Annotated in this window: 10 protein-coding genes, 1 tRNA gene and 1 pseudogene; 5 read left to right on the plus strand and 7 right to left on the minus strand. The window is 59.3% G+C overall.

Annotation, left to right across the window (positions count from 1 at the left end):
* Nucleotides 1-102: 102 nt before the first annotated feature.
* Nucleotides 103-1,524: an MFS transporter gene (locus tag NKI79_RS15075; protein WP_352802393.1), complete on the plus strand. Its 1,422-nt coding sequence runs from the start codon at nucleotides 103-105 to the stop codon at nucleotides 1,522-1,524.
* A gap of 196 nt (nucleotides 1,525-1,720) precedes the next feature.
* Here NKI79_RS15075 and NKI79_RS15080 read toward each other — a convergent pair whose 3' ends face one another.
* Together NKI79_RS15080 and NKI79_RS15085 are read right to left on the minus strand one after the other, a co-directional pair.
* Complete coding sequence (locus NKI79_RS15080) at nucleotides 1,721-2,431, minus strand: RlmE family RNA methyltransferase (protein WP_352802395.1); 711 nt, start codon at nucleotides 2,429-2,431, stop codon at nucleotides 1,721-1,723.
* Between the two features lie 58 nt (nucleotides 2,432-2,489).
* A complete protein-coding gene (locus NKI79_RS15085; RefSeq protein ID WP_352802397.1) occupies nucleotides 2,490-3,920 on the minus strand; it encodes a Ppx/GppA phosphatase family protein in 1,431 nt (476 codons plus the stop codon).
* A gap of 327 nt (nucleotides 3,921-4,247) precedes the next feature.
* Here NKI79_RS15085 and NKI79_RS15090 point away from each other — a divergent pair, with 327 nt between their 5' ends.
* Nucleotides 4,248-5,180 carry a lysylphosphatidylglycerol synthase domain-containing protein gene (locus tag NKI79_RS15090; protein WP_352802659.1) on the plus strand — a complete coding sequence of 311 codons (933 nt, stop codon included), beginning with the start codon at nucleotides 4,248-4,250 and terminating at the stop codon, nucleotides 5,178-5,180.
* Nucleotides 5,181-5,291: 111 nt separating this feature from the next.
* Nucleotides 5,292-5,365: transfer RNA gene (locus NKI79_RS15095), tRNA-Gln, on the plus strand.
* A gap of 1,005 nt (nucleotides 5,366-6,370) precedes the next feature.
* On the opposite strand, the gene NKI79_RS15100 is transcribed toward NKI79_RS15095, so the two are convergent.
* From NKI79_RS15100 to NKI79_RS15115, 4 genes are all read right to left on the minus strand, one after another.
* Entirely contained in the window at nucleotides 6,371-6,841 is a 471-nt protein-coding gene (locus NKI79_RS15100; protein ID WP_352802399.1) for a hypothetical protein, read from the minus strand.
* Nucleotides 6,842-8,563: 1,722 nt separating this feature from the next.
* Nucleotides 8,564-9,712 carry a hypothetical protein gene (locus NKI79_RS15105; RefSeq protein WP_352802401.1) on the minus strand — a complete coding sequence of 383 codons (1,149 nt, stop codon included), beginning with the start codon at nucleotides 9,710-9,712 and terminating at the stop codon, nucleotides 8,564-8,566.
* A gap of 348 nt (nucleotides 9,713-10,060) precedes the next feature.
* Nucleotides 10,061-10,732 (minus strand): acyl-homoserine-lactone synthase, encoded by a 672-nt coding sequence (locus NKI79_RS15110; RefSeq protein WP_352802403.1) that lies wholly within the window; start codon nucleotides 10,730-10,732, stop codon nucleotides 10,061-10,063.
* Between the two features lie 170 nt (nucleotides 10,733-10,902).
* Nucleotides 10,903-11,625, minus strand: a complete 723-nt coding sequence (locus NKI79_RS15115) for a helix-turn-helix transcriptional regulator (protein ID WP_352802404.1) — start codon at nucleotides 11,623-11,625, stop codon at nucleotides 10,903-10,905.
* Nucleotides 11,626-11,776: 151 nt separating this feature from the next.
* On the opposite strand from NKI79_RS15115, the pseudogene NKI79_RS15120 reads away from it, so the two are divergent.
* Both NKI79_RS15120 and NKI79_RS15125 read left to right on the plus strand, forming a co-directional pair.
* A pseudogene (locus NKI79_RS15120) lies at nucleotides 11,777-12,031 on the plus strand (cysteine hydrolase); the annotation flags it as partial.
* Nucleotides 12,032-12,075: 44 nt separating this feature from the next.
* Nucleotides 12,076-12,525: an N-formylglutamate amidohydrolase gene (locus tag NKI79_RS15125; RefSeq protein ID WP_352802660.1), complete on the plus strand. Its 450-nt coding sequence runs from the start codon at nucleotides 12,076-12,078 to the stop codon at nucleotides 12,523-12,525.
* 63 nt (nucleotides 12,526-12,588) lie between these two features.
* On the opposite strand, the gene NKI79_RS15130 is transcribed toward NKI79_RS15125, so the two are convergent.
* Entirely contained in the window at nucleotides 12,589-13,323 is a 735-nt protein-coding gene (locus NKI79_RS15130; protein WP_352802406.1) for a hypothetical protein, read from the minus strand.
* Nucleotides 13,324-13,362 lie beyond the last annotated feature (39 nt).

Genomic DNA, 13,362 nt, shown 5'->3' on the forward strand with positions numbered 1-13,362 from the left:
TAATGCGACATCCGGGCCAAGCCATGATAACCGCCCTATCTGTCGGTTTGGCCCCCAAGGCCGGCAAGCAATCGCGACGCACATTTCAAGGCCGGATCCATCGTGAACCGCACCATTCCGCTTATCCTGGCGGTCGCTCTCTTCATGGAAAACATGGATTCGACCGTCATTGCGACATCATTGCCGGCGATCGCCATCGACATCCACAGCAGCCCGATCGCGCTCAAGCTGGCGCTGACCGCCTATCTGGTATCGCTGGCGATCTTCATTCCGATCAGCGGCTGGATGGCCGACCGCTTCGGCGCCAAGAATGTCTTCCGTGGCGCGATCGCCGTGTTCATCGTCGGCTCGGTCGCGTGCGCCATTTCCAACTCGCTGCCGGCTTTCGTGGTCTCACGCTTCCTGCAAGGCATTGGCGGCGCCATGATGACGCCGGTTGGGCGTCTGGTGCTGGTACGCGCGACGCCGAAAAGCGAACTCGTTGCCGCCATGTCGTGGCTGACCGTCCCGGCTCTGGTCGGCCCGCTGGTCGGCCCGCCGGTAGGCGGCTTCATCACGACCTATTTTTCCTGGCACTGGATTTTTCTGATCAACGTGCCGGTCGGGCTGATCGGGATCTGGCTGGCCACGCGTTTCCTGCCAAAGACCGACGCCGCGCAGACGCCGCCGCTCGATTTCACCGGTTTCGTGCTGAGCGGGTTGGCGGCATCGGGCATCGTGTTCGGCCTGTCGGTGGTCAGCCTGCCGGCTCTTCCGCCCGCTGCCGGCTTTGTCACCGTGGCCGTCGGTCTGGCGTCGGCGGTGCTCTATCTGCTGCACGCGCGCCGCGCCAAGAATCCGCTGCTGGCGCTCGAGCTGTTTCGCAATCGGGTGTTCCGCTCGTCGGTGCTCGGCGGCGGACTGTTCCGCATCGGCATTGGTGCCGTACCTTTTCTTTTGCCGCTGATGTTCCAGATCGGTTTCGGGCTGACGCCGTTCCAGTCCGGCATGATCACCTTCGTCTCGGCAATCGGCGCCATAGGCATGAAATTCGTCACCGCCTTGATCTTTAGGGTCGCCGGCTTCCGCCGGGTGCTGATTTCAGGCTCGATCATCGCTGCCGCGTCAATCGCCATCAACGGCCTGTTCACACCCGACACGCCCTATGGGCTGATACTCGCCATGCTGCTCGCCGGGGGCTTCATCCGCTCGATGTTCTTCACCGGCATCAACGCGCTTGCCTACGCCGAGATTTCGGCCGCCGACACCAGCAAGGCGACGCCGATCACGGCGGTGTTCCAGCAGTTGGCGATCGCGCTCGGTGTGGCGCTGGCCGGCGGCATCCTGGAAGTGTCGACCACGATCCATGGCGGCCCGTTGACGCTGGCCGACTTTCACACCGCCTTCTTCATCGTGGCGGCGGTGTCGGCGGCGGCCTCGCTGTCGTTCATGCGGCTGGCGCCGGACGCCGGCAATGCCGTGTCTGGACATGGCCGGCTGACACCGCCAAAGACCCTGGAGCCGGTGAGCCCGCCGGGGAGTTGACCTTTCCTCGTGCTTACGGACGCCGGAGGGACAGCGCCCCCCTCTGGCCTGCCGGCCATCTCCCCCACGAGGGGGGAGATGGACGTGATGTCGGTTTTCACCAATCTCCAGCGTTGCAGGATTAGGCGGCGCGCCGAAGCTGCCAATCTCCCCCCTCGTGGGGGAGATGTCCGGCAGGACAGCTACAGAGCGATTTTCACGCCGTGCCGTTTCCGCCTTTAAAATCTTTCGCCAAGAGATAGAGCTCCACCGATTCGTCGCGCGAGGCCGGCGGCTTGACGTGATGGACCGAGCGGAAATTCCGCTTGAGTCTCGCCAGCAATTCGTTCTCGGCGCCGCCCTGAAACGTCTTGGCGAGGAAATGTCCGCCCGGCTTCAATACCGACAGCGCGAAATCGGCCGCCACCTCGCACAGATGCATGGTGCGGATGTGGTCAGTCCGCTTGTGGCCGGTGGTGGGTGCGGCCATGTCGGAGAGCACGATGTCCGGCTGACCGCCCAGCGTCTCGGCCAGCTTCTCAGGCGCCTGCGGATCGAGGAAATCCATCAGCAGCACCGGCGCGCCCGGCACCGCGTCCATCTCCAGGTAATCGATGCCGACGACGTTCGGGTGTTCCGCGTTAGATTTGGTACGTGCGGCGGCGACCTGGCACCAGCCGCCGGGTGCCGCACCAAGGTCGATCACCTTCATGCCGGGCTTGAGCAGATGGTGCTTGTCGTCGATCTCGATCAGCTTGTAGGCGGCGCGCGAACGATAGCCGTCGGCCTTCGAACGCTGAACATAGGGATCGTTGATATGGCGCTGCAGCCAGCGGCGCGACGATTCCTTGAGGCCGCTTTTCTTCTTGATCTTCGTCTTCAGCACGCGAATGCCGGCGGAGCTCGGTCTTTCCGGTTTCTTGGTCATTGCTTGATTACTTGTTTGAGCATGATCTTGTCCGAAAACCGGTAGTCACTTTTCGGGATCATGCTCTGCCCCGCCCGCTGTTGCGCCAGACGCCGTCATCGGCCATCAACTCGCTCAGTATGCCCTCGCGCAAGCCGCGGTCGGCGACACGCAGCCGTTCGGACGGCCAGACGGCACGGATCGCCTCCAATATGGCGCAGCCGGCCAGAACCAGGTCAGCGCGGTCGGCGCCGATGCAGGGATTGGCGACGCGCTGCTGGAAATCCCAGCCGACCAGCTTTTCGACCATGCGGTCGACGCTGTCGCGATCCATCCACAACCCGTCGACGCGGCGGCGGTCGTAACGTTCGAGATCGAGGTGGACGCCGGCCAGCGTCGTCACCGTGCCCGAGGTGCCGAGCAGATGGAATTTCGGGCTGGACAGGAGGTGGCTCAGCCGGTCGCGCCCGTCGAAGGCGCGCAGCCGCATTGCGACATCGTCGACCATGGCGCCAAAGATCTCGCGCGTCACCGTGCGGCCGCCAAAACGCTCGGCCAGCGAGACGACGCCGACCGGCAGCGACGTCCACGAGACGATATGGTTGGCGAGCCTTGGCGAGCGCTGGCCGGTAAGGTCGATCAGCGCGATTTCGGACGAGCCGCCGCCGATGTCGAACAGCACGACGCCTTGCGTGTCGCGCTCGACCAGCGAGCCGCAGCCCGACACCGCCAGCCGCGCCTCGGTCTGGCGGTCGATGATTTCGAGCTTCAGGCCGGCCTCGCGCTCGACGCGTTCGAGGAACTCGACGCCGTTGGCGGCGGTGCGGCAGGCCTCGGTGGCGATCAGCCTGGCTTTCCTGACCTTGCGGTTGCGCAATTTGTCGCCGCAGATCTTCAGCGCCTCGACCGCGCGGTCCATTGCAGCCTCGCCAAGCCGGCCATTGGCGGTAAGGCCCTCGCCCAGCCTGACGATGCGCGAGAAGGCATCGATGACGCGGAACTGGCCATGGCGCGTCGGCACCGCGACCAGCAGGCGGCAATTGTTGGTGCCGAGATCGAGCGCGGCAAACACCGGCAATTCCTGCAGCGGTGGCGGCGTGCGGGCACCCTGCCCCGGCCTTGGCAAGGCTGGAGGCAATTGCGCGATTAAAGCCGATTGCGCGATCGAGGACTGCGGCGCGATCGAAGCCGCCGGCTGGGGCTGGCGAGCGGCCGGGGCCCCGCCGGCGGCGGGCACCGAAGTGCCTGTCATCACCGGACGAGCTTCGTCGCGTACGAAAACCTTGCGCCCGCGCCGCCGCTTGCGCCGCTTCTTGGGTTTGCCGTTCTGATGCGGGCCGTTCTGACCCTTGTGATCGTGGGACGTGTCGCCAGCCTGTCCATTGCCGGACCGGGGCTGCACCTGACGGCCGTAGCGTCCGGCGGCTGGGTTTGCCTGACCGGATGGCGGCGGCGAACCCCTGGACACGCCCACTTCCGGCGCACCAGCGCCGGCTTCGTGGTCTTCCACTGTCGTTCCTTCCGGCGCCGCGCGAACCGGAGACCGGACGCAGCAGGCGCTTTTACATGTTCAAGTTGCGGCCAGACTATCAGCGCCGGGCCGGATCACCAAGAGTGCAAGGGCCGAATTTTGCCGACGGCATGAAGGCGACGACGTTGGGGATCCCTTCTCCCCTTCTTGTGGGAGAAGGAAAGACGCCAGCGCCGCAACGCGCCTTCCCGGTTGAATAGCCGGCTTCAATGAGGCATTTCTGAAATGAACCATTCGGGACCGCGGGCGGTTTTCCTGCTGCGAACCGGATACCGGGTACGGGCTGCAACGCATGATCGTCAGGCAATGAACTGGAGCCGCTATTTCTGGCCCGTCATCGGCGTCGCCGCGGTGGTGTTCTCGCTGTGGCTGTTGCTGCACGAATTGCGCGGCATCTCGCTCGACGATGTCTGGGACGGCATAGTCGCCATCCCGGCGCGCGGCTGGGTGCTCGCGGCGCTGAGCTCGGTTGTCGCCTATGCCTCGCTCGCGGGCTACGACCACATCGCGCTGCTGCACATCGGCAAAAAAGTGTCGTGGCTGTTCGTCACCTTCTGCTCGTTCACCACCTACGCGCTGTCGCACAATATCGGCGGATCGGTATTTTCCGGCGCGGTGGTCCGCTACCGCGCCTACGGTACCAAGGGCCTGACCGGCCAGGATGTCGGCGTTCTGGTGGCGATCTGCTGGATCACCTTCGTGCTGTCGACACTGTTCGTCTCAAGCATCGTCCTGCTGCTCGAGCCCGAGGTGATCGACCGGTTTTCCGGCACGCCGCATCACCGGCTGGCGCAGGCGGCCGGCCTTGCCATGCTGCTCGTGGTGGCGGCCTATGTCTTCGGCAGCTGGTTGCATCTGAGACCACTCAGGATCGGCAGCTTTCAGCTGCACTACCCGGCGCTGCCGATCGTGGCGCGGCAATTGCTGGTCGGCCCGATCGAGCTGCTGGCGGCGGCGGCGATCATCTTCTTCGCCCTGCCCGCCACCGGCAATCCCGGCTATTTCGTCGTGCTCGGCGTTTTCCTGGTGTCGTTCTCGATCGCGCAGATCTCGCATGCGCCAGGCGGGCTCGGCGTCTTCGAGGTGGTGTTCCTCGCCGGTTTGTCGCACATGGACCAGGTCGGCGTGCTGGCGGCGCTGCTGGTGTTCCGGCTGTTTTACCTGATCATCCCGCTGCTGATCGCGCTCGGTGTGGTGCTGTTTTTCGAGCACTCGCAATACAGCCGCAGCGAGAATTGAAGGCGCGGGAAGACGACGATTGAACCTAGACACAGGGTTGACTATTTTCCGGCGGCGGCTACAAGGGCCGCGCGGCTGCCTGGCGGCCCACCCTGCGCGACAAGCGCCTGCTGGGGAATAGGTTAACGGTAGACCCACGGACTCTGACTCCGTTAGTCCTGGTTCGAATCCAGGTTCCCCAGCCAGAATTCTCTTTTGCCAAACCGCCGGCCCATGAATTCGCGGGTCCGCTTTTGCGCACTCATTAGAACATATCAGGAACACAAAATCAAACGCTAGTAATGAACTCGGCGAGCAACAGGCGAACATGCGGAGCTCGCCGGTCGGAGGGACATTGTGCGAAATTGGCGTAACGCGGCGCGGATGATCGCGGCCGGTCAGGTTGTTTGCCGTGCTCGTCACCGCAGCCTCTGAGCAGGGCATGTTTTGGGGGCAGAATTTTCGTCAACTATCCACATTTGCAAAGGCAAACGTCGCCCCCACCCTTGGGAGTCACAGAGATATATTGGCCGCTACGCCCCTCAACGAGGCAGATTTTATTCACCTCGGGATTCACTACATGGCAGGTGTCGTTAGGAGTACATTTTTCAAGCGAGCTCGTCGAGCAGCAATACACGCTGATTTCTGCCGGCCCTCCAAAAATATACTGTACTCCAGACAATTTGTAACCCGATTTGCAGCCGAAATCTGTGCTACTCGGGTCGGTCTTGACCCATTCACACAGATCTGAACCAAACAACGGGTCCAAGAAGGAAAACGAAAGTTGCCCAGCCAAAAACACAATCGCTGCGATTCGCAGTAACGTTCGAGTCATTATCATGCTCCCAGCGGCCACAGGCAGAAGTGCACCGAGGTTCTATGCACGATAAGAAAACACTGGCAGATATAGTTGTCAACTGGCATACTGCTTGTAGACCAATTTGTGATAGGTGAATGGGCTGGAGCAATTCTTCGATTCATCGCCTAAGGGAAAGGGCGTATCTCCATTTATCAGATCATAGTTCCATTTAAAAAGGGGAACTGCAATGCGACGATTTCTGTTTGTTGTCATCTTTGCGCTGTCGGCAGTAGCGGCTGAAGCGTCAGGGGCGCTTTCTGCGACACCCTCAGTGTCGGACCTTCTAAACCGTCTTAAAGGAACAGATTCGAACTGGCGGCTTTCGTTTGACAAAAAAACAGTGGAGATTAACCTAGAGCGAGAGCGCGCGGTCGCAACAGGAGGCGTTAGCGTTGTAGGCGTCGCTACAAGCAACAGGACTATTTGGCTGCCAATTACTGCAGAAGCGCCCTCTCAGAAAATGATCAAAAGCAACAGAGGTGGTTCTTATTTTCTCGATGACGCTAGAAAGGTCGTCTTTGGCACAAAGATAAACACTCAAATTAGCGACTATGCGATCATCTGTTTCAATGGTCGGTCGAGCTGGATTCCATTCGCCCGCATAGTTGATGAAGATGGTCGAGAGTCCCGCCTTAGGCAGCAGTCGCCTGACCATACTGAGTTCGCTTTCACTGACGCTCTTCGAGGGCCGCATGTATATATCATCTTGGACGGCATACCTGCGGAGCTCATCCCGGATAGTTTCGAGATAGTGCGCATCCTGAACGTGGCGTGGCCAGGTGACCCAACCGCATTGTTGCCCGATACAGATTCCATATTGCATGGGACTTCTGTACCGTCAGGCACGGCACCAGCTCCACCAATTCATATGAAGTATGACATACCGAAAGATTTCGTGGACCTCCCGTGTGTCGTCAACGACCCGTTCTATTCCCAATTTAGCCCGGAACTCGCGACGTCAGCCGCCAGCATTGGGTTAATTCGAGCGATCAGATGGTCATCTATAACAAACAATTTTGCAGTCAACTTCTGCACCGGCTTTTTGACGATCTCTGGCACGGATACCGCAGTGGCAACCTCTGCTCTCTGTGTCAATGGTAGCTTTGGCCGAGGGATATCGGCTTCGCGACCCTTCGATGCCAAGATCTATTGGGACTACGTAAATACTAGCTGCAGCCCATCAGCCCCACTAAGGTGGGAACTGTCTAGGATCTCGGATCTTCCGAGCGCCAACTTGCCAGAACTTGTCGGGCTTGACACAGGGAACGACATAGCAATTTTGCGGCCAACCTCCCCCATTCTAGGTAGGCAGCCGCTTGCTTTGGAGAGCTCGTCGGATCCAGCCGAGTTACTGCGAGCTACTCTGCATCATTCTGATCTGCGACCTTTGCTCGCCACGATTCTGCTTCGATATGCCCCGGCTGATCCCGATGCCGGTCCCACGATCGCCGCGCCACCTCCGTGTCTGGCAAGAAGCGGCCGGGAATTCGCGTACGCGTTGGAGATGATGGCGTCCACTTCTTCGGCCCAAGCAAATGGGAGCGCCGGTGCTCCGTTGCTCAGCCAAACTGGAAAAGCGGTCGGGGTGGTGAGCGGAATTTGCCAAGATGTGTTTCAAGACAATACCGCTGATTTTAGCTATTCGGGCCGTCCTGGTAGATTGTAATGATACGACTGACGCCATCCGAAGGCGGCCCTGGCAGGCGATGTCTCGCACTTACGTGGGCTTTGGTGGAGAGCTGACACTATCGGCAATAGAGCTTGCTAGCTTCCAACCCAGGAATCTCTCGCGCCGCCCCGCGTGAACACGCTGCCGCTAAACGACAGAGCTTCCAGACGACCCTTGGCCCTCATGCCCAGCAACCAGCTTTAGGGACAAGACAGTTTCGCCAGCGGGGCCTTCGGCATGATAAGGCAATACTACACCTGTCACCATTGTTTCGATGCCAACTTCTTTGACCGGATCGATCCCCTCAATCTTTGAAACGCACGCCACCAGTACCCCGCCTTCTGTAAGCACGTCCCATTCGTCGCAGGGCGGAACAAAGCACCGCCTGCCGTTATGTCTTACTATGAACGTGTTGGCGGCCATCGACCCCATATTCCTGCCGCAACGTCTGGGCAGCGTTCAAACGCAAGTTTCGACTTAAATTTCAAAACGCACCCGCAGAGCCCACACACATCTACTGAGAGCCCACGTGGGCCCCAGGATTTTCGATTACTACATTGCGCGCAAATCTCTAACCTAAGTTTTTGCTCGATTTCATCTACAAAGCCTTTCTGATCAGATAAGGCAGACAATTTCCCCGACCAGGTAGGGATTTTGTTGCAATTTTCCGTTCGGTTATGGTTACGTGTAAGCGTTCGAAGTAGCAAGTCATCAGAACTGCAAACACGGACATGCTCCACAAACGATTCATCAGACAACTTCGAAAAGACGAAATTGTTGACATACCCAGCAGGAATGCCAAGCGCTTTCGCAACCCTGCGGCGGGTCACAAAGGTCCGGCAACTATGAAATAATCGCACAACGTCACTCTTGAATTCAGGATGCACAGCCCGGCTTCGGCTGCAGGTTCACTGCAGCATAGTAAGTAGCAATTCGACAGCTTCCTTCAGGATGATTGCACCCAGCGTGGCCGCCTGGTATGTTTGGTGAATTCGGAACCCCGAAAAAATCGGCCATCTGAGCAATCGCTTTGCCGGCCACCGCGATGTACTGATCACCAAACCATACCTTACGCATGTTGACCAGCATGCCGTAGTAGTCAGACTGTCCTTCGCATGACAGTCCACCAGGAAACGTCGGATTCCCGCCGTAGTGGTGGGCCAGCTCATGCGCAAGGACTAGGGAAATGCCCTCCAGCTCGATGGCGGGAGTTCTGACCAAGCCGCCAAGGATTGCGACGTAGCGTACCCCATTCTGTACCCAAGCATATGCATTCACGGTATTGTCGGCCCAATTAAATTGGAACGAGATCTGCGGGAAAAACGATTGATAGAAATTTATTAATGCCTCGGTCCATTCCCGAGCTGCTGGATCATTAAATTCGCGCTTTGGATCGTCGCGGCGGGCCTCAGCCTCCTCCTCCGAAATAAAGCTAGCGGCGTCTTCGGGAATAGAAAGCTTCATCGCCTCCGCAGAGATGAACTGTCCCGAAAACGGGTCCGGAATATTCTTCTCTAGCAAGATCATATCCTTGCCCCGCAATCTTGGGGCGGAAAGCGAAGATTCACCGTATAACCTCCTGTACTCGGCCGAACCGACGATAGGGAGATCCTCATGTCCGTCCGCCATCAAATGATGACCTTCTCCGGATTTGTAGAACAATTGAAGACTATAATCTCCGCTCACAACCCCATTCGTATTTAAGAGGTGCTGATCAAGGTTTTTGTTTGGCTCTTTCTTTACTGTTGCAATGTGGTGAAACCCGGACACGTAGTCCCCAATGTGAACCGACTCGATCTCAACCGGTTGTCCGGTTGGGCTTACTAGTTCATCGGTTGGCGCCAGTCTGTCAGCGGTTTTCAAACTACCATCAGACATCAGGAACACATGATCGCTGGTTACTACTAACCCTGTCCCCCTATAGACAACAACAACCGCGTACTTTTGACGCGAGGCCCCCGTAGTTCCCTGACTAAACGTTACTTTCGAATGACGCCACTTCAAATCCTTGCCGGTAGCAAGCACGGAATCTCCGACTCTGAACGCTTCGATTGCCCTGTACTCATCTTCTGCGACCTGAACCGGGGTTCCAAACGCAAGACATGAGCAAGAACATACGCACGGGCCGTTTGCGTCGTTCGTTTCAACTGGATGACTAACAGGCCACTTAAGCGCCTTACAGATCGTATTTATTTGCGGAGCAGCTCCGCTACAATGCGCCGAAGCGCACGGCCGTGTCACAGTCATTTGTCCCTCCCAATAGAGTTAAGTAGTTCGCAATCCTAAATTCGAAAGAGCTCTGTACCTGATATATCCTTGGCCAGTGACAATTATCCTTGCGCCGGTGATACTCAGCTCAACCAACTTGGGTTTTCAGAAACTCTCCGAAACGTCGCACTCCGCCCTAATCCGTGGAACTTCCATAAACGGCATCTGCATCCCCCGCCGAACCAGCAACGAATGCTCGATCCCAAGTATCTTACGCGCACTCGCCAGCGCCGCCTCATTCACCTCGATATACGCGACGATGTACCATTCGCCGTTTTCTTCCCTGGCCATGCCCATCGGCTCGGCGCGCCACTTCAGCGCGCCATGGTGGGGCATGAAGTAGGTTTCCTGGATGCCGCCGACGGCGCTGAGGCCCTCGTCGAGAGCGTATTCCATCACTGCGCAGCACAGCTGCGTCAGCGTGCCCCTCAGTCCAGCAGTTCGCTTATCGGGAACGACGAATGTGCGGGTCCATTCGGCCCAATCGGGGCGCCTTGGGACGCCCGATTTTTCGCACATGTGAGAAAAGACCTCCGAGACCATGTGCGGCTCGCTCGTTGGGATCAATCGAGCCGAGGTCACCACGCGACCATCTTCGATACCAAGCAGGTAAGTCGCCGCGTCGGTATCGAATTGGTCTAGCTCGCGACCGTCCGGGCTCGGAGGGCGCCAATGTTTCTGGTGCACGAAGAAGTCGTGCCGCCGGCGCAGAAACTCGTCGAATTCGTTTTCGTAAAGATGCTTGTTATGCGCATTGACTACGTGGGCCGTTATCATGGCGCGATCCCCCGATCGTTCTCGCAGGGATACTCGCAGTCGCGCTAATATACGTCACCTGTCCGATGGGACAGTTGACGCGGCTGGTAGCAGGACGGTCGTCCTGCTCTAGTTCTTTGTTTCTTCGCATGATCTTATCCGAAAAGTCTGCAACTTTTCGGGATCATGCTCTAGGGGTGGATCAGGCGCCGGCGCACCGCCTCGACGACCGCTTGCGTGGTCGTGGCGACGCCAAACGCTTCCCGGGCCCGGGTGGAGTGCCATTTGACCGTTCGCTCGGTCAGACCAAGGATTTGGGATGTCTCCGACGAGGTCTTGCCGGCCGCAGCCCACAAGAGCACCTCTTTTTCGCGGTCGGTCAGCAGGCCTTCGGCGTCGTCACCGTCATTCGACAACGCCTGAATCGACATGCCGGCGTAGACCGCCATGGTCACCAGTTGCACTTGATGGCGCGGCGACAGGGTGCAGGACTTCGCGGACGAGGCAAACGACAGCACGGATTGCCAATGGTGAATGCTGAGCATCGGCACGGCGAAGCCGCTCCAGATGCCGAACTCCGTCGCCTCGCCGGCAACGCGTCGTGAACCTTCCGTATCCGACCACTTTGCCGGGACTTCGGACCAAAGGAACGGCTTCAGGGTCTTTGCCGAGTAGATGCAAACACCATCAACCGCGGCATGCTCGGCCTCGACATAGCGTTCGAACCAGCCCGCCGGCCAGCCATTCAGTTCAACCATCGGCGCAAGTTTCTGGCCACTGAGCGGCACACCGCTCAGGATAAGGTGCTCGAAGCCCAGATTCCTCACGGTATCAAGAAGGTCGCTCAGCAGCGGCCCGGTGGCTGTGTGTTTCCTGCAGCGTTCGACAAAGTCGAACACGTCTGAATCGATCATGACAGAGACCCCCGTCTCCACGCCCGAGAACAAAGCTTAACTCAAATTAGCGACTTCGAATACTCCCAATAAGTGTGTCCGCCACGCAGGACGCGCGGACCAAAATCAGCTAAATCAGCCGGATTGTGATCGGCAACACAGGACCCCAAGCATGACGCCATCACTGCCGAAACGAAACGAGCCGTTCCGGGGCGGCGAGACCGCGCTGCTCTTGGTCGACATGCAGCGCGTCCGGCTCGAGCCGGGTGCTGATCCGGCGCATCCGGAGCGCGGTCCCGACCACTACTTCTACCGGCAGACCGCGTCGCAAACGATCCCCAACCAGGAGCGCCTGCTGGCGGCGGCGCGGGCCAATGGCGTCGAGGTGATCCACACCATCATCCAGAGCCTGACCGAAGACGGCCGCTTGGCTCCAGCGGCAGCATTCCGGCGCTGTCGGAGGACACGGACATCCCCGGCGATGTCGGCCTCGATCCGGAGGAACGAAGCCGGCGTGCCGAAATCATGTTCGCGCCGTTTCATGACCGCGTGGCCGCCCATCTCGACAACCGGGCAAAGCAGGGCAGAGCGACGCGGATCGCGACAATCCACTCCTTCACGCCGGTCTTCCTCGGTGTCCGCAGGCCCGGGCACGCGGGCGTGCTTTACGATCGGGCAATCGATTTCGGCCAGGCAGTGCTTGCCGGCCTGCGCGCCGACATTGCGCTCAATGTCGCGGCGAACGAGCCCTACGTGATCAGCCGCGACGGCGACTACGCCATACCGGTCCACGGCGACGATCGCGGCATTCCTGCCGTCCTCATCGAGATCAGGCAGGACCTGCTGGCGGGCCGCTCCGGCATCGAGGAATGGGCGAAGCGCCTGGCCGCAGCGTTACCGGCGCAGACAAACGCTTTGTGAACAAGCTCGGCTGCTCGAGCGCAACGCGAGAGCCGAGATGTCGGTGAAAAGCCTCCACCGTCCTCAGGAGAAGATTTGCGACAGTTCTTCGACGCTGGTGCCTTCCTTGACCTGACGCAGTTCGACATAGCTGACCGCCGTGGCCACCGACAGCACCATCGACAGTACGGTCGACACCAAGGCTCCCGCCACATCGGCAATGATCCCGCCAAACATGACGATGACTGCCAGCATCACCCACTGGATGACCATCGCGATGACCATCAGGATCAGGAAGAGGCCAAATAGCGGCCAGCGGTTGCCCTTGGTCAGCACACGGCTGCGCGACATCGAACCGAACACGCCAAGCCGCTCCTGGATCAGGACCGGCACCGCCACACACCATCCGAGCCATAAGATGATGCCGGGAACCAGCAAGGCTATCGACGCCAGGCCCACACCCAGGCCGACGAGCAGGCCAATACCAAGGGTCGGCAGCAAATTGCGGATGGCTATCTGAATGCAGTCGCCAAACGTCGGCCGCTTGCCGTTCAAGTCCTCGATCGTCGCCCGCACCAGCGCCGACTGGAGCAGCAGCGCGAAAACGAACGATAGCAATCCCGTAATAACCGTAATCCATGAATTCTGAAACATCATAGACGGATCGGCCGCGGCGCCGGGGTCGCCCTGCAGAACCGCATCTATTTGTGGTTGGCTCCACAGCCGAAGAATAATCGCCGGCAAGCCTGAAAACAGCAGCGCGAGCCCAACGCACAAGCCGATGTTGCGGCCGATTACGGCGAAGCTGTTGTTGAACACCCTGCCGATCTCGAATTTCTCAGGCCGTTCCAGTGTCGT

Origin of the sequence: Mesorhizobium sp. M0340 (assembly GCF_040321535.1) — a bacterium.
Taxonomy (GTDB): domain Bacteria; phylum Pseudomonadota; class Alphaproteobacteria; order Rhizobiales; family Rhizobiaceae; genus Mesorhizobium.

Excerpts from the sequence above, each read along its gene's own strand:
- NKI79_RS15080 (WP_352802395.1), bottom strand. The coding sequence starts at position 2,431 with ATGACCAAGAAACCGGAAAGACCGAGCTCCGCCGGCATTCGCGTGCTG.
- NKI79_RS15090 (WP_352802659.1), top strand. The coding sequence starts at position 4,248 with ATGAACTGGAGCCGCTATTTCTGGCCCGTCATCGGCGTCGCCGCGGTG.
- NKI79_RS15100 (WP_352802399.1), bottom strand. The coding sequence starts at position 6,841 with ATGCAATATGGAATCTGTATCGGGCAACAATGCGGTTGGGTCACCTGG.
- NKI79_RS15110 (WP_352802403.1), bottom strand. The coding sequence starts at position 10,732 with ATGATAACGGCCCACGTAGTCAATGCGCATAACAAGCATCTTTACGAA.
- NKI79_RS15115 (WP_352802404.1), bottom strand. The coding sequence starts at position 11,625 with ATGATCGATTCAGACGTGTTCGACTTTGTCGAACGCTGCAGGAAACAC.